Origin of the sequence: Pantoea sp. At-9b, from assembly GCF_000175935.2 — a bacterium.
GTDB lineage: Bacteria > Pseudomonadota > Gammaproteobacteria > Enterobacterales > Enterobacteriaceae > Pantoea.
In genome coordinates this window covers 1-16,499 of the sequence record NC_014837.1, presented here as the reverse complement: position 1 = coordinate 16,499, position 16,499 = coordinate 1, and the positions used below count along the sequence as shown (strand labels likewise).

Here is a 16,499-nt window from a genome sequence, read left to right as displayed (position 1 = left end):
ACAGCATGGCCATTTTCAATCAGATACGCGTTATTAGCCCCAAAATGTTTGTGGAAAGTACCTGGCTGGATGACATTGTGACTGCACGCGTGCCGCTGCTGGTACTGCGTAATTTCCTGGCCCCGGAAGTGCGTGAAGCGGTGGTTGAGGATCTACAACTATGCCGCGAAAAGGTGCGGGTATCACACTATCCCAATGGTGCGCTGACCACCCTTGGCCCCTATCTGGCCAAGCACACCGCTGCGCCGGAAAACTATTTCACCGAATTACGCGATATTCAGCCCGCGTTGCCACCGTCGCTGCCCTGCCTGCGTGACCAGGTTTACAACTGGGTGAAGCACGCCTTGCGACTGGAGAGCCTGAAAACCGCCACCGATCCGCAACACGGCGACTACGCCGGTTCAATTGTGCGTTTCCATGCCAACGGGGTCGCCAATCCCCTGCATAACGACAACATCGTGCGCGATGCGGCCGGTAGCGGCCTGGCAGTGACGGAGATTTTACATCAGCTGAGCTGTGTGGTGTGCCTGCAAGAGTGCAACGCCGGGGGCGCACTGCGCATCTTCAATAAGAAGTGGCAACCGGTGGACGAGCGCTTCAAAACGCCCGGCGAACTTGGTTACCAAAGCGGTGTGATTGAGCACTGCGAAATCTGCGAATTTTCACCGCGTAGCGGTGATATCTATCTGTTTAACCCAGCTTTTTATCATGAAATTGATCGGGTGGAAGGCGATACACGCATCACCATGGGCTTCTTCTTTGGTCTGACCGACAAAAAGATGAAGCACGCGATTGCCTGGAGTTAACCCGTGGCCCGTCATACGAGGAGATGAAGATGACAACCTATGAAAAATTAATCGCCCTGCTGGAGCAGCATCAGGCGCATTTCCGTGTGGTCGAGCATGAGGCAATCGGTCAGACCGATGTCATCAGCGAGATCCGCGGTAACGACCTGAATCAGGCGGCAAAAGCGATGGTGCTGGAAGTGACCATGCCGGAAGGGGCGGAGCCCCGTTACCTGCTGGCGATCGTACCTGGTGATTGCAAGATTAACTTTAAAAGCGCGGCACGTGCCATCGGCGGCAAGAAATCGAGCTTCGCCGCACCGGAGAAAGCCCAGGAGCTGACGCAGTGTGTGATGGGCGCAGTACCACCGTTTAGTTTTGATGACCGGTTGGCGCTGCGGGTTGATGCACGCCTGCGCGATGTCGGCACCCTGTGGTTTAACGCCGGTGAACTGGAACGCTCAGTGGCACTGGATGTGGATGATTATTTTCGTGTAGTGGGCGATGCATGCTGTGCAGAGATCGCCACCCCCGTGACGGCGACCGCCTGATCGCGGCAGAAGGAAGCGTTATGTCAGTCAAAGATCTATTATTAGCCCTGTGTGTCGTCTTGGCCTGGGGCGTCAATTTTGTGGTGATTAAGTTGGGGCTGCACGGCATGCCCCCGTTTTTACTGGCGGGTTTGCGTTTTACCCTGGTGGCATTCCCGGCGATCTTCTTCGTAAAACGGCCTGGCATCCCACTGCGCTGGTTGGTGGTGTATGGCATGACCATCAGCTTCGGTCAGTTTGCGTTTCTGTTTCTTGCTATCAAGCTCGGCATGCCCGCCGGGCTGGCGTCGTTGGTGGTACAGGCACAGGCGTTTTTTACCCTGTTACTCGGCGCGCTGTTGTTGGCGGAAAAGCTACGCTGGAACCACATCGCCGGGATCGTGGTCGCCACGCTTGGGATGTTTATGCTCGCCACTGCGGGTATGGAGGGGCAAACCACCGCAGGGATTACGCTGACCACCCTGATGCTGACGCTGGCTGCCGCGCTGTCGTGGGGGTTAGGCAATATCACCAATAAGATTATTCTGCGTAACCGCAAAGTGCCGGTGATGTCGCTGGTGGTGTGGAGCGCGCTGGTTCCCATGGTGCCGTTCTTCGCCTGCTCCTGGTGGTTTGAAGGGCAAGAAGTGATCGTCAGCAGCTTGCTGAATATTTCCCTGCAAACCGTGCTGGCGCTAATTTATCTGGCGTTTGTCGCCACCATTGTCGGTTATGCCATCTGGGGTAATTTGCTCAGCCGCTACGAAACCTGGCGCATCGCACCGCTCTCGTTGCTGGTACCGGTGGTCGGAATATTGAGCGCCGCGCTGATTTTGGGAGAAACCCTGTCGATGCAGCAAATGTTAGGTGCCTCGGTGATTATTCTTGGCTTGTTGATTAATGTGTTTGGCGGGATGGTGAGTCAGCGATTTCTGGTGAGGACATAAACGAACATATTCGGTAACGGTGCGATTTATCGCGCCGCTACCCATAGATGAAAAAGCCGCATTGCTGCGGCTTTTTCACGTGGTTATTTCAGAATTTCAATCCGACGCGGTTTCGCCTCTTCGGGGACGATGCGTTCCAGATCGATGCTTAACAAACCATTTTCCAGACGCGCATCGCGCACCACGATATGGTCAGCCAGCTGGAATTTACGCTCAAAGTTACGCTCGGCGATGCCCTGGTACAGGTATTTGCGTTCCTGTTGTTCTTCAGGATGCGCGCCACGCACCACCAGCATGTTGTCATGAGAGGTGATATCTAACTCGCTCTGGGCAAAGCCCGCAACGGCAATGGTGATACGGTAGTGGTTTTCATCTACCAGCTCAACGTTATACGGAGGATAGCCACCATTGGCCTGGTTCTGATTCGATTCCAGCAGGTTAAACAGACGATCGAAACCAATTGCAGAACGATAAAGCGGAGAGAGATCAAAATTACGCATATTAGGACTCCTGAAAATCAGCAAGTTTTGGCAACCTTCCACTATGGACAGGTTGTACAGCCCGCTGCGATTCCTGTCGGCAAAAGCAGCGTGACCGTTCCTTAAAAGTGGGCGCTTTTTTTTCGCTTTCAAGGCTTCACAAGGAATTTCTTACAGCAATTTTGATGAAATAGCATACACTCAGGAAATTATTCGCCTGGACAGAAAGACATCAACTCAGAGTGATGCTTAATCAGGTGACACACTCCAGCCAGGGCCATGCCATGACTGAAGGGATGAAGATGATGAAATTGATGAACCGTTTTTCGCTGCCAGGCCTGTTGGTCTGCTGCGCATGTACCACCTCCGGTTGCTCCAGCGTTATGTCTCATACTGGTGCCAGCCAGGGTTATTATCCCGGCACTCGCGCCAGCGCAGAGATGCTGACGGATGACCACACCAGCTGGGCGATGAAACCACTGGTGGCTATCGATTTGCCGTTCTCCGCAGTGATGGACACCCTCCTGCTGCCGTGGGACTACTTCCGCCACGACGATGACAAATCAATCGACTCGCCACGCGAACGCGTCCGGCAAAGTGAGAAGCTGACCGGTACTCAGGCCAGCCTGGCAACCGCCGCGTCTATGCCTGTGGAGTCGCACTGACGCAGAATAGCTGCCGCCAGCCGTTCACGTCACGCATATAGGCGATCTTTGCGCCATCCGGCGACCAGACCACCGCATCACCGGACGGCGGCTGGTCACTGCGTTGTGTCAACCGGGTACATTTGCCACTCGTCAGTTCACAACGCATCACGCTGTTGTCACACACAAAGCTGATGGCGTTGCCGGAAGGCTGCCAGCTAAAGGCTGACTGAATGCTGCTGGTAAGCTGTGTCACCTGGCGTGGTGCGCCACCGTTAGGCGAAACCGTCCAGAGCTGCACCACCCCATTGTTGTCCGCCATTAAAAACGCGATCGCGCTGCCATCGGGTGCGGCACGTAACCAGTGGCGTGGCTGGAGCGCCAGCCCGTGCGTATGGGTAACACGCCGCTGCTGCACCCCTGATGGCGGTGCTGGCAATTGGTCTGGTGTTCCCTGTATAGGGGCGTCCCCTGATTTCGCGTAATCCGCCAGCGCAGTCGGCAAATCCACCACAAACACTTCCGGGACTTTTTCGCCGTTGGCCGAGCGGGTATCACCCATAAACGCGATGGCCCAGCGCTGCCAGCTGCCGTCCGGCTTTTGATAACCGCGATCGCCAATCCAGCACTCCTCATAGGCACGGTCGATTTGGTCGCTGCCCGGTTGGGGATCTCGCTGTGTGTGGCTAACCAGCACACAATAATGACTCCCCTCATATTCACGTGGATGTCGTTTTGGCGGGCATACCGGATGTAGCGGTACGGCGACACCCACGTTACGCAGGTCTTCACTCACCGCTTTTTCATGCATCACATGATCGTTGTAGGTAAAGCTCAGACGCGAACCGTCCGGGCTGAATACGTGGACATGCGAACCGCCGCGCAGCGCACCGGGCGTATAGGGGGCGGTGATATCGCAAGCATCCAGGTTTTCCGCGATGCCTTGCTGCACAATCACACCGCGTCGATGATGAAAATCGTAATGCCAATGCGCATCGGGATGTTCCGGGCCATGGATACAGACATAACGTGGCGGGAGATCCGGGCTTACAGTGACCACGCCAACATGTGCGCCATCACGAGCCTGATACAGCAGCTCAATCGCGCCGCTGTTAACGTTGACCCGTTCAATGGTCAGACTGGTAAAGGAAGCGCCGGAAGGTCGGACATCAAACGCCAGCCACTGGCTGTCGGCAGTCCAGACATTGATATTGGTCAGCTGATGATGACGTTCTGCAAAGGTGAGTTGTTTTTCTGCCATGGGGGCAACCTTTATATCCCGTAGCGCCGCGATTTATCGCGCGTATTTTTACTGAGCAACGCGCGATAAATCGCGCCGCTACGGGTGGGTGGAGAGATAAAAGAAAGGTTACAGCACCAACTCTTCAATCGCGTAAGCCACGCCATCTTCTGCGTTGGTTTTGGTGATGAACTGCGCGATGCTTTTTACCGAATCAATCGCATTGCCCATTGCCACGCCGGTTCCTGCGTACTCGATCATCGCCAGGTCATTTTCCTGGTCACCAATCGTCATCACTTCTGCCGGTTGCAGGCCAAGTTTTTCCGCCAGCATTTTCACGCCATAGCCTTTGTTGACGCGCGGGTCGAGAATTTCGAGGTAGTAAGGCGCACTTTTCAAAATGGTGTAGCTGTCGCGGGCGCGGACCGGAAGTGCCGCGATCGCTTTATCCAGCAACGCAGGCTTGTCGATCATCATCAGTTTCGGAAAACGGGTAGCCGGGTCCATCTCAGCCACTGCGCGATATCGCACCGGAATGCCGGTCAGGCTGGCTTCGTGGATGGTGTACTCACTGATATCTTTGTTCGGGGTATACAACGAGGCATGGTCAAAGGCATGGAAATGAACGCCGAGTTCACGCGCCAACTGTTCGACATAGAGGAAATCATCAAAACTCAGCGTGACTTCCGCTACGCTTTCACCCGTATCAGCACGTTGTACCAGCGCACCGTTATTGCTGATGCAATACTGGCCCGGCTGCTGTAAATCCAGCTCTTGCAGGTAGCGTTCGACGCCAACAAAGGGGCGGCCAGTTGCCAGCACAATGGCGACACCTTTATCGCGTGCGCGCGCAATCGCGGATTTCACTGCCGGGGTGATCTGGTGGTAAGGATTAAGCAGGGTGCCGTCCATATCGATCGCAATCAGTTTTATCGCCATAACATCCTCGTTAATTCAGAGTTTGCATCCATGCTAGCGCGATTCAGCTCACATTGACCAGTTTATCGACATCAGACGACACCTTGCGTATCAATTTGCCTGTAATGGCTTGCGCACAAACAGACCGTAGCTCAGCGCACCAATCATCAGCAATCCTGCGCCCAACAGGAACACATTGGTGAACTTGCCGGTAGTATCGAGAATGATACCGGTGACGATCGGTGCCATCGCCGCGCCGAGGAAACCACCGAAGTTCTGGATCGCACCCAATGAGGCCACCTGGGATTTTGGTGCGATATCACTCGCCAACGTCCAGAGCGCACCCTGTGGCATCTGCGAACAGAAATACCCGAGCGCCAGCAGGCCAATCGCCAGCGGTGTGCTATCGACAAACGGAATCGGTGCGACAAAACAGGCCGCCAGCGCCGCGCCGGTCACGATAGGGATTTTACGCGCGGTAATGGCACGCACACCGCTACGCACCAGGCGGTCTGACAGCATACCGCCCACCAGCACGCCCAGAATGCCGCACAGGAATGGAATCGAGGCGATCCAGCCGGTGGCTTTCAGGCTGAAGCCGAGGGATTTTTCCAGATATCCCGGCAGCCAGGTGAGGTACACCCAGATGGTGAACATGATGGAGAAGTTACCGACCACCATAAACCAGGTGGTACTGTGGCGGAACAATGCGCCCCAGCTCGCCTGCGCGCGATCTTCCGCAGCAGCAACGCTGCGCTGTCCGGCATGCAGCAGTGCATCTTCACGCGCATCCGGGTCACGATAGAATTTCCACCATGCCAGCAGCAACGGAATCCCCATCAGGCCAATGGCAACGAACATACCGCGCCAGCCAAAGGTCAGCAGCAGCACGGTAAGAATCGGCGGCGCGACGGCGTTAGCGATTTGCGAACCGGTATTGATGATCGCCGTCGGCAGACCACGTTCGTTATCACCAAACCAGCGATGCGTGATTTTGATGCCAGAGGTAAAGAACGGCGATTCCGACACGCCCAGCAGCATACGCAGGCCATAGAAGAAGCTATAGCTGTTTACGAAAGCTGCCAGCACGGTAAAGCTGGACCATAATCCCAGCGCCCAGGAGAACATTCTCTTCGGACCAAACTTATCTACCAGCCAACCCGCAGGCAGGTTCGCCAGCGCATAAGGCCAGAGAAATGCCGACAGCAGCAGGCCCATTTCGGTTTGCGAGAAACCAAACTCCGCCGCGATGGTGGTGTTGGCGATACTCAGATTGGCACGATCGAGGTAGTTCACCACCGCTGCCAGCAGCAGGATCGTGATGATACCCCAGCGTAATTTGCCCACCAGAGTGGGCTGCGCCACCGCAGCGCCAGACAAGGTATTCACCGAGGTTTTCATTGGCTTGCCCCCACGGCGTTGAACAGGCTGAGGTTGATTTTGATCACGGCTTTACGGATCGGCTGTACATCGGGCGCGGCACAGCAGGGACGATGCACGTCATGCGGGAAAAACAGCGCGAACATGCCCGGCGTCAGGGTGATCATCGATTCATCAATGGTGTCCTGATAAAACACCACGTCGCGCTCGGCGCGCAGATCTTCGGTGATGACATGTTGCGGATGCGCTCGTGCCACGCCAATGTTCTCGCGTCCGGCCAACAGGTACTGAATATCCACGTAGTTAAAATGCGACTCGGCGCGGCGTGCACTGGCCGGTTCGGTGTCCATCTCCTGCACCAGGCAGAACATCTGGTTATCCGGCAGCAAGTCATACTTGCCGGTAGCGAGTTGGCTGAAATCGGTGTCGGCTATCCAGCGTAACGCCTGGTCGACGATGGGGTGGAAGGCATGGCGCTCACGCGCCCAATCCTGGCTATCACATACAATCATGGTGTTTTCCCTGTCGTTATCGTTAGTGGGTTCAGGTACAGCCGTAGCGGCGCGATTTATCGCGCGGGTTTTGTCGAATAGCAGCGCGATAAATCGCGCCGCTACACATTCTTCTCAGAAGTTTTCGATGCGTTGCTGCCAAATCTGGCTGCCATCACGGATCTGGTCGAGCAACACGCCCAGTCCCCAGAATTTCTCCAGCACGTTGTCTTTGTTAACGCGGCAGTGCTCGCTGCCGAAGGTGCCGAGGCGTTGATGGTAGATTTTGGCGTTTTTCGGATAGCCGAGGGTTTCCGTCACCGCGCTGAGTGACAGGAACAGCGAAAGCTCGTGGGCTTTCTCCGCCTGCTGTGCGCCCTGGTGGTACAGCCAGTGATACAGACCCGGATGGAAGTTGGTGAAGACGCCACTGAACCCTTTGGAACCGGCCTGCATGGCGGGCCAGGCGATGGCGGCATTGGCGTTGATCACCGCCAGCGGCGTGCCTTCTGCCAGTTGCACACGGCGCTGTACCGTCGGCAGATCGCAGCTCACATCTTTCAGCACCACGAAGCGGCCACTGTTGGCACAGAAGCTGAACTCTTCATCACTCAACAGACGACGGTACGGTGCCGGGCATTCATACAGGCCCAGCGGCAGGGTGGCAGGTAGCGCATCCAGCAGGTGATTGAGGTGCGCGTAGAAGGCCGCGCTGCCTTCATTTTTCGGGTCGAGGTGATTGGTAACCAGCACCAGCGCATCAATGCCGGTGTTAGCCATCGCCTGCAACTCAGCAGTTTGCTGCGCCAGATCGTCGCTGATATGGCCGGACGCAATCACCGGCACCTGGCCTTGCACTTTTTCCACCACAAACTTCGCCAGCGCCACGCGCTCCTCAAGGCTGAGGAACTGCATCTCGCTCGACTGACATACCGCAAACAAGGCATCGACACCTTCGGCCAGATACCAGTTAATCAGGCGCTCCAGTCCCGGGTAATCCACTTGGTTGTCGGCGGTAAACGGTGTCAGCATAACCGGCACAATGCCTTCGATTTTTTTCATGTTCTCTCCTGCCAGCGGTTCCACCGCTGTGATTTGTTATCGTTGATGAAGTCGGGCTATAACCTGTTGGCGATCCGGCATATTGCTGGCACCTTCGCGTTCTACCGCCAGCGCGGCAAACGCTGATGCCCAGGTGGCGGCCTGTAACAGGCTTTGCCCCTGCGCCAGTGCCGCAGCCAGCGCACCGTTAAAGGCATCGCCTGCGCCGGTGGTATCGACGCTCAGCGCCGGGAAGGCCGGAATATGATGAAATTGTTGGTTATCAAGCAGTAACGCACCACGTGATCCCATGGTGATAATGACGCGCCGCGCGCCCAACCCGACGATGGCCTGCGCCGCAGCGCGCGCACTGGCTAAATCGATGATTTCGATTCCAGACAGCAGCGAGGCTTCCGTTTCATTCGGGGTGAGTACGTCGATCATCGCCAGGCAACTCAGCACCTCAGCGGAAAAAGGCGCGGGATTCATAATCACCCGCACACCCAGCGTATGAGCAAGACGAATCGCGCTGCGCGTGGCCTCAAAGTTGTTTTCCAGTTGCAACAGCAACACGCTGGCATCCGACAACTCGTGGGTCATCTCGGCGATTTCGTCGTCGGTAAAGGTTTTATTGGCACCGGAATAGATGGCAATCATGTTCTCGCCATTCTCCTGCGAGACATAAATGATGGCGCTGCCAGTTGGCTCGCTGTCCGTCTGGTACAGACGGAACGAGTGGATGCCTGAGGCCGACAGATGGTCGAAGGCAAACTTGCTGAACTGATCGGTGCCAACTTTGGCGACAAAATGCACCCGCGTACCGGCACAGCTGGCCGCCATCGCCTGGTTGGCCCCTTTTCCACCCGGACCGAGGGTGCTGCCCAGCGCCAGCAGCGATTCGCCACCACGGGGAAAACGTGCGACTTTTGCCACAATATCGACGTTGAAAGCACCCAGGATGCACACTTTGCCGCTTTTGGCCGCCGTGTTCGCTGTGGTTCGACGCGCCTGCAACCGCTCCAGCAATACCTCAAAATTGCCGCCGCTTTCGCTGATCAGCTTTTCCTGAAGGTTGCGACGTAAGGCAATTGCCCCGCCATAGCAGCGTTGCACCAATCCCTGACGCGCCAGCGCGCTGAGATCGGTACGAATGGTTTCGCGTGTTACGCCGAGCTGACTTGCCAGCCCGTTAACCGTTACGCGCTCCTGCTCATCCAGCCATTTAAGTATTTGATTACGTCGTTCTTCCAAAAACATGCGTCATCCCCTCCGCTTCGCCCAAAGCGTAAGGGAGTGGGCAACAGATGTAAGTGACACGGATCGCAGCGCACGGGAAAAAACGGAAGCAAACAAAAGCTAACGCAGATGTTTTTTAAGCAAAAAAGGAAATGTCAGGCGGGTAACAAACAAAAAACCCTTCCCGATTGGGAAGGGTTTTGGCACATCAGATGTCGATGTTGGCGGCTTTCAGCGCGTTCTCTTCGATGAAGGCACGGCGCGGTTCAACCGCATCGCCCATCAGCGTAGTGAACAGCTGGTCGGCAGCGATGGCGTCTTTGATGGTGACGCGCAACATACGGCGGCTGTCCGGGTCCATCGTGGTTTCCCACAGCTGTTCCGGGTTCATCTCGCCCAGACCTTTGTAGCGCTGGACTGACAGACCACGGCGGGACTCTTTCACCAGCCAGTCAATTGCCTGCTCGAAGCTGGCGACCGGCTGACGACGCTCGCCACGCTCGATAAACGCATCTTCTTCAATCAGGCCACGCAGCTGCTCACCCAGCTCGCAGATTTTGCGGTATTCCGGGCCAGCGATAAATTCGCTGTCCAGTGGATAATCGGTATCGACCCCGTGGGTACGCACACGCAGCACCGGCTCAAACAGGTTCTGCTCACGGTTAGCCTGTACCTGAGCAACGTAGGTGCTGCCGTGCGCTTCGCGCTCGGTCAGATAGGCCACCAGCCCATCCAGCCAGCCTTGCACCGCCACTTCATCGCTGAGATCGCTCAGGGTTGGATGGTAAATCAGCGCGCGCAGCAGCGCGAGCGGGTAGCGGCGCTCCATACGTTTGATCATACGCTGGGTGCTGTTGAAGTTCGCCACCAGGCTCTCCAGCGGTTCGCCACCCAGGGCCGGAGCGCTGGCGTTGGTGTGCAAGGTTGCGCCATCAAGGGCGATCGCGATCTGATACTGATCCATCGCTTCGTCGTCTTTGATGTACTGCTCCTGCTTGCCTTTCTTCACTTTGTACAACGGCGGCTGTGCGATGTAGACGTGACCACGCTCCACGATTTCCGGCATCTGACGATAGAAGAAGGTCAACAGCAGAGTACGGATGTGCGAGCCATCGACGTCCGCATCGGTCATGATAATGATGCTGTGATAACGCAGTTTGTCCGGGTTGTATTCATCGCGGCCAATGCCGCAACCCAGCGCAGTGATCAGCGTCGCCACTTCCTGTGAAGAAAGCATCTTGTCGAAACGCGCTTTTTCAACGTTGAGGATTTTACCTTTCAGCGGCAGAATCGCCTGGTTCTTACGGTTACGTCCCTGCTTGGCCGAACCGCCTGCGGAGTCACCCTCCACCAGGTAGATTTCGGACAGCGCCGGGTCGCGTTCCTGGCAATCCGCCAGTTTGCCCGGCAGGCCCGCCAGATCCAGCGCACCTTTACGGCGTGTCATCTCACGCGCACGGCGAGCTGCTTCACGCGCACGTGCCGCGTCAATAATTTTGCCAACCACGATTTTCGCGTCAGACGGATTTTCCAGCAGGTATTCCGCCAGCAGTTCGTTCATCTGCTGTTCAACCGCCGATTTCACTTCTGAGGAAACCAGCTTGTCTTTGGTCTGCGAGGAGAATTTCGGGTCCGGTACTTTTACCGAAACGACAGCGATCAGGCCTTCACGCGCGTCATCACCGGTCGCGCTGACTTTGGCTTTTTTGCTGTAGCCTTCTTTGTCCATGTAGGCATTCAGGGTACGCGTCATCGCTGCACGGAAGCCCGCCAGGTGCGTACCACCATCGCGCTGTGGAATGTTGTTGGTAAAGCAGTAGATGTTTTCCTGGAAACCATCGTTCCACTGCAATGCCACTTCCACACCAATGCCATCCTTCTCGGTAGAGAAGTAAAACACGTTCGGGTGAATGGGGTTTTTGTTGCGGTTGAGATACTCAACAAACGCCTTGATGCCACCTTCGTAGTGGTAATGATCTTTTTTGTCATCACGCTTGTCTTCAAGGCGAATTGACACACCGGAGTTGAGGAACGACAGCTCACGCAGGCGTTTTGCCAGGATGTCGTACTCAAATTCGGTCACATTGGTGAAGGTTTCATGGCTCGGCCAGAAACGCACGCGCGTACCGGTAGCATCGGTATCACCCACCACCGCCAGCGGTGCCTGCGGCACGCCGTGGACGTAGGTTTGCTGATGCACTTTGCCATCACGACGAATGGTCAGTTCCAGTTTCTGCGACAGGGCGTTAACCACGGAAACACCCACGCCGTGCAGACCACCGGATACTTTATAGGAGTTGTCGTCGAACTTACCGCCCGCGTGCAGGACCGTCATGATCACTTCTGCCGCTGACACGCCCTCTTCCGGGTGAATACCGGTCGGGATGCCACGACCATCATCCTGTACCGATACAGAATTATCGGCATGAATGGTGACCACGATGTCACTACAGTAACCGGCGAGCGCTTCGTCGATGGCGTTATCCACGACCTCGAATACCATGTGATGCAGACCGGTGCCGTCATCCGTATCGCCGATATACATGCCAGGGCGTTTGCGTACCGCATCAAGCCCTTTCAGAACTTTGATACTTGAGGAGTCATAAGAATTCGACATCAACGTTTCTCGCTCATTTAATCTTCAGGTTGAACTGCTATTTTACCCTGTTCCACGCGGAACATCTTGCCCTTTTCGTCACTCATGTCGATTACATGCTCGACACCAATGGCACTGACAAACACCTGCGCCTGCGTGGCTTTTAATCGCTCCGCTAACAGGCGGCGACGCACGTCATCCAGTTCTGAAGCAAAGTCATCAATCAGGTAGAGGCAACGACGCCCACTGCTGCGCGTCAGGTATTCCCCCTGCGCCAGGCGCAGTGCGCACATCAGCAATTTTAACTGGCCGCGTGAGAGTAAATCTTCCACCGGCGTACCCTCGGCACGAATACGGAAATCCGCTTTGTGCGGGCCGCTGGCGGTGTAGGTGAGCGCGCGATCGCGCTCGAAATTGCGTTCCAGCAGTTCGCCGTAGTCGCTTTCCTTGTCCCAGCCGCGCTGGAAGGAGAACGCCAACTCAAACTCCGGTAAGAACTGGGCGCAGGTGGCGGTGATTTCGCTGCAAATGGCGTCACTGTATTCCGCACGCCAGGCGCTGATTTGCTCGGCCAGCGGCACCAGCTCCTGATCCCACGGGCGAATCTGGCTGTAACGCGTCACCTGGCGCAATGCGGCGTTGCGCTGCTTCAGCAAACGGCGCAGGTTACTCCAGGCGTTGAAAAAACCGGGGGCAGCATGAAAGCAGCCCCAGTCGATATAGGCTCTACGGTATTTGGGGCCGCCGTTGAGTAAAGTAAACCCCTCGGGGGTGATTAACTGCATCGGTAACAACTGCGCCAGCTCGGCGACTTTATGGCCGTCGCTGCCATCGATACGTACCTTGCTTTCACCGGCACGATTTTTCGTCAGCCCGACCGCCAGCTCACGCTCGCTACCTTCGATACGGCCATGCAGCACAAAGGCTGGTTGATCATGGCGGATGACCCGTCCGGCCTGCAAACTGCGGAAGGCGCGGCCATGTCCGAGGGTGTAAATCGCTTCCAGCACGCTGGTTTTGCCGCTGCCATTGGCACCGACAAGGAAATTAAAACCCGGCGCTAAGCTCAGATCGGCTTGTTCGATGTTACGAAAATCTTTAATCAGGAGGCGGGTTAAAGCCATGAAGTGGTCCGGGGATCAACTTAGGGGAGCCATTAATGGCTCCCGGGATGGTGCAAACATCGGCCAGGTCGGCATAAATGCCGCCCTACAGTCTCATAGGCATAACAACATAGGCCGCCGCGGGACTCGCAACATCTTCGATCTGCACACTGGAAACGGAATCCGTCAGCAGCAGGCGGACGTTTTCGCACTTCAGCGCATTCAGCACATCCAGCACATAGCTGACGTTGAAACCGATCTCCAGCTCGCTGCCGTTGTAGCTGACATCCAGCATCTCTTCCGCTTCTTCCTGTTCCGGGTTGTTGGCGGTAATTTTCAGCTGATTTTCAGTGATATAGATGCGCACGCCACGGAATTTCTCATTCGACAGAATGGCCGCGCGGGCAAACGCCTGTTTGAGCAGATCACAGCCCGCTTCCAGCGCTTTATCGGGGTTCTTCGGCAATACGCGGCGATAATCCGGGAAACGGCCATCAACCAGTTTCGAGGTAAAGATAAAATCACCCACGTGGGCGCGGATATTGCTGCTACCAATCTGTACCTGCAACGGGGTTTCGCCGCCGTCGAGCAGACGTACCAGCTCAATCACTCCTTTACGCGGCACGATCACCGAATGGTTGGGCAGTGCCTGACCAATCGGCATCGAGCAGACCGCCAGACGGTGACCATCAGTCGCGACGGTACGTAATTCTTCCCCTTCGGTTTCAAACAGCATGCCGTTGAGGTAGTAACGCACGTCCTGATGCGCCATCGAAAACTGCGTGGCTTCGATCAGACGCTTCAACGTCGCCTGCGGCAGCGTGAACTCCACTTCGCTCTGCCAGTCATCCAGATTAGGAAAGTCACTGGCAGGCAGCGTGGAGAGCGAGAAACGACTGCGGCCAGAGCGCACCAGCATTCTGTCGCCTTCCAGGGTCAGAGTGATTTCTGCGCCATCCGGCAGACCGCGACAAATGTCGAGGAATTTACGCGCCGGAACGGTGGTCGCGCCAGGTTCATGCGGCTGCGTTAACGCCACGCGCGCCACCATTTCCATTTCCAGATCGGTGCCGGTCAGCAGCAAAGTGCCTTCGTTAACCTGCAGCAGCAAATTTCCGAGGATCGGCAGCGTAGGACGCCCACCAAGCGGGCCGCTGACTTGTTGCAGCGGTTTCAGCAACTGCTCACGTTCAACAATAAATTTCATAGCGTCAGGAAGATAAAGTTCGAATGAGGTTAGAGAAATCTTCTTTGATGTCGTGGCTCTCTTCACGCAGCTGCTCGATTTTACGACAGGCGTGAAGCACGGTGGTATGGTCGCGACCACCAAACGCATCACCAATTTCCGGCAGGCTATGGTTGGTGAGCTCTTTCGCCATCGCCATCGCCATCTGACGTGGACGTGCTACCGAGCGCGAACGGCGCTTGGACAGCAGATCGGCCACTTTAATTTTGTAATACTCCGCCACCGTTTTCTGAATATTGTCGATGGTGACCAGTTTTTCCTGCAACGCCAGCAGATCGCGCAGCGCTTCACGCACGAAATCGATGGTAATGGCGCGACCGGTAAAGTTGGCGTTGGCAATCACGCGGTTCAGTGCGCCTTCCAGCTCACGGACGTTGGAACGCAGACGCTTGGCGATAAAGAACGCCACTTCACCCGGCAGGCGAATGTCGTTTTCATCGGCTTTCTTCATCAGGATCGCCACGCGCGTCTCAAGTTCTGGCGGCTCGATCGCCACAGTCAGTCCCCAGCCAAAGCGGGACTTCAGACGATCTTCCACGCCGTTGATCTCTTTGGGGTAACGATCCGAGGTCAGGATGATCTGTTGATTGCCTTCCAGCAGCGCATTGAAGGTGTGGAAAAATTCTTCCTGCGATCGCTCTTTATTGGCGAAGAACTGGATGTCATCGATCAGCAACGCATCGACGGAGCGATAATAACGTTTGAACTCTTCAATGGCGTTGTTTTGCAGCGCTTTAACCATATCCTGCACAAAACGCTCGGAGTGCATATACACCACTTTGGCATTGGGCTTGCGCGCCATGATGCCATTGCCGACCGCGTGTAACAGGTGGGTTTTCCCCAAGCCCGTACCGCCATAAAGGAACAACGGGTTATAGGCACCACCCGGATTATCCGCCACCTGACGTGCCGCCGCGCGCGCCAGCTGGTTAGATTTACCTTCAACAAAGTTGTCAAAGTTATGGCGGTTATTCACATTGGAGCGGTAGGTGACATCAGCCGGAGCAGGCACCGAGTCCCAGCTTGGACGCAGCGTTTGCGCCGGAGCCGGACGGCTTTGCGCTGGGGCCGGCGCGCTCACGCTGGCCATAGCAGGCTGGCTGGTCGCCACTTGTGCCACCGGGCGCGTGCCCACTTCAAAACGCAGCAACGGCACATCCGCACCGCAGAATTCATTCAGCAGCCCATTGATACTGTTGAGATATTTATCCCGAACCCAGTCGAGTACAAACCGATTTGGTGCATATAAGGCCAGCGTATTGTCGTTCAATTCAGCCTGTAGCGGACGAATCCACATGCTGAATTCGGTGGCAGGAAGCTCATCCTGCAAACGGGCAAGACACTGTTGCCAAAGCGTAAGTGACACGGCGGACTCCACTCGTACAAAATCGATAAGAATTTTAGGCGCTAATAAAAGAAACGTTCGTTTTTTGACACAGGCGATCAGAAAGCGCCTGCGACCGCTATCCGCGGTAGTCTCCCTGTGATCTCGGTGTGGATCATCAGCGGAAGGGCGGATCATAGCGCAAAGCGGCCGAGAGATCTTCCCTTTCTACACAGTTTTGATCCAATTTATCCACAGGATGCGGAAGCGCTAAAGAGTTTACGCCTTCTGGCGAAAAAGCGAGCGGGGATCAGGATGAAAGCTGCAAATTTTCTGGCGGTGTCTCGTTTTCCAGATAAAAAATCCGCCGATCGATCGCAAGAAGATCCTGCTCGATCCTTGCGCTTTAACGTATAGCCCGTATAATTCTCCACCCCGGCGTTGTCGCGTTCAGCCCAATGCCCGGAATCAGCGGGCTGTATCCGGGTTTTCCTGGTACCGCGACCAGCGAAGTAAATTGACTCTGGACTGTACAATTA

At 55.8% G+C, this 16,499-nt stretch carries 15 protein-coding genes; 4 read left to right on the top strand and 11 right to left on the bottom strand.

Going from position 1 to position 16,499, the window contains the following annotated elements:
* Positions 1-5: 5 nt before the first annotated feature.
* The 3 genes from PAT9B_RS00080 to PAT9B_RS00070 are packed head-to-tail and all read left to right on the top strand — an operon-like array spanning position 6 to position 2,262.
* Complete coding sequence (locus tag PAT9B_RS00080) at positions 6-806, top strand: hypothetical protein (protein WP_013507214.1); 801 nt, start codon at positions 6-8, stop codon at positions 804-806.
* A 29-nt stretch (positions 807-835) separates the two neighbouring features.
* Entirely contained in the window at positions 836-1,336 is a 501-nt protein-coding gene (locus tag PAT9B_RS00075) for a YbaK/EbsC family protein (protein ID WP_013507213.1), read from the top strand.
* A gap of 20 nt (positions 1,337-1,356) precedes the next feature.
* Positions 1,357-2,262, top strand: coding sequence for an O-acetylserine/cysteine exporter (locus PAT9B_RS00070; protein WP_013507212.1), 906 nt, complete (start codon positions 1,357-1,359; stop codon positions 2,260-2,262).
* An 83-nt stretch (positions 2,263-2,345) separates the two neighbouring features.
* Here PAT9B_RS00070 and ibpA read toward each other — a convergent pair whose 3' ends face one another.
* Positions 2,346-2,762, bottom strand: a complete 417-nt coding sequence (ibpA, locus tag PAT9B_RS00065) for a small heat shock chaperone IbpA (protein ID WP_013507211.1) — start codon at positions 2,760-2,762, stop codon at positions 2,346-2,348.
* A gap of 284 nt (positions 2,763-3,046) precedes the next feature.
* On the opposite strand from ibpA, the gene PAT9B_RS00060 reads away from it, so the two are divergent.
* Positions 3,047-3,406: a YceK/YidQ family lipoprotein gene (locus PAT9B_RS00060; RefSeq protein WP_049792194.1), complete on the top strand. Its 360-nt coding sequence runs from the start codon at positions 3,047-3,049 to the stop codon at positions 3,404-3,406.
* Here PAT9B_RS00060 and PAT9B_RS00055 read toward each other — a convergent pair.
* From PAT9B_RS00055 to dnaA, 10 genes are all read right to left on the bottom strand, one after another.
* Positions 3,384-4,646 carry a DUF3748 domain-containing protein gene (locus tag PAT9B_RS00055; protein ID WP_013507209.1) on the bottom strand — a complete coding sequence of 421 codons (1,263 nt, stop codon included), beginning with the start codon at positions 4,644-4,646 and terminating at the stop codon, positions 3,384-3,386. The genes PAT9B_RS00060 and PAT9B_RS00055 overlap by 23 nt on opposite strands.
* Before the next feature lie 108 nt (positions 4,647-4,754).
* Complete coding sequence (yidA, locus tag PAT9B_RS00050) at positions 4,755-5,564, bottom strand: sugar-phosphatase (RefSeq protein WP_013507208.1); 810 nt, start codon at positions 5,562-5,564, stop codon at positions 4,755-4,757.
* Between the two features lie 90 nt (positions 5,565-5,654).
* Positions 5,655-6,944, bottom strand: coding sequence for an MFS transporter (locus PAT9B_RS00045; protein ID WP_013507207.1), 1,290 nt, complete (start codon positions 6,942-6,944; stop codon positions 5,655-5,657).
* Complete coding sequence (locus PAT9B_RS00040; protein ID WP_013507206.1) at positions 6,941-7,435, bottom strand: YhcH/YjgK/YiaL family protein; 495 nt, start codon at positions 7,433-7,435, stop codon at positions 6,941-6,943. Before PAT9B_RS00040 ends, PAT9B_RS00045 begins: the two co-directional genes overlap by 4 nt.
* Before the next feature lie 114 nt (positions 7,436-7,549).
* Positions 7,550-8,476, bottom strand: a complete 927-nt coding sequence (locus PAT9B_RS00035) for a dihydrodipicolinate synthase family protein (protein ID WP_013507205.1) — start codon at positions 8,474-8,476, stop codon at positions 7,550-7,552.
* Between the two features lie 36 nt (positions 8,477-8,512).
* A complete protein-coding gene (locus PAT9B_RS00030; protein ID WP_013507204.1) occupies positions 8,513-9,712 on the bottom strand; it encodes a PfkB family carbohydrate kinase in 1,200 nt (399 codons plus the stop codon).
* A 187-nt stretch (positions 9,713-9,899) separates the two neighbouring features.
* Positions 9,900-12,308, bottom strand: a complete 2,409-nt coding sequence (gene gyrB, locus PAT9B_RS00025; protein WP_013507203.1) for a DNA topoisomerase (ATP-hydrolyzing) subunit B — start codon at positions 12,306-12,308, stop codon at positions 9,900-9,902.
* A gap of 17 nt (positions 12,309-12,325) precedes the next feature.
* Positions 12,326-13,411 (bottom strand): DNA replication/repair protein RecF, encoded by a 1,086-nt coding sequence (gene recF / locus PAT9B_RS00020; protein ID WP_013507202.1) that lies wholly within the window; start codon positions 13,409-13,411, stop codon positions 12,326-12,328.
* Positions 13,412-13,496: 85 nt separating this feature from the next.
* Positions 13,497-14,597, bottom strand: coding sequence for a DNA polymerase III subunit beta (gene dnaN, locus PAT9B_RS00015; RefSeq protein WP_013507201.1), 1,101 nt, complete (start codon positions 14,595-14,597; stop codon positions 13,497-13,499).
* 4 nt (positions 14,598-14,601) lie between these two features.
* Complete coding sequence (dnaA, locus tag PAT9B_RS00010) at positions 14,602-16,002, bottom strand: chromosomal replication initiator protein DnaA (protein ID WP_013507200.1); 1,401 nt, start codon at positions 16,000-16,002, stop codon at positions 14,602-14,604.
* Between the last annotated feature and the right edge of the window lie 497 nt (positions 16,003-16,499).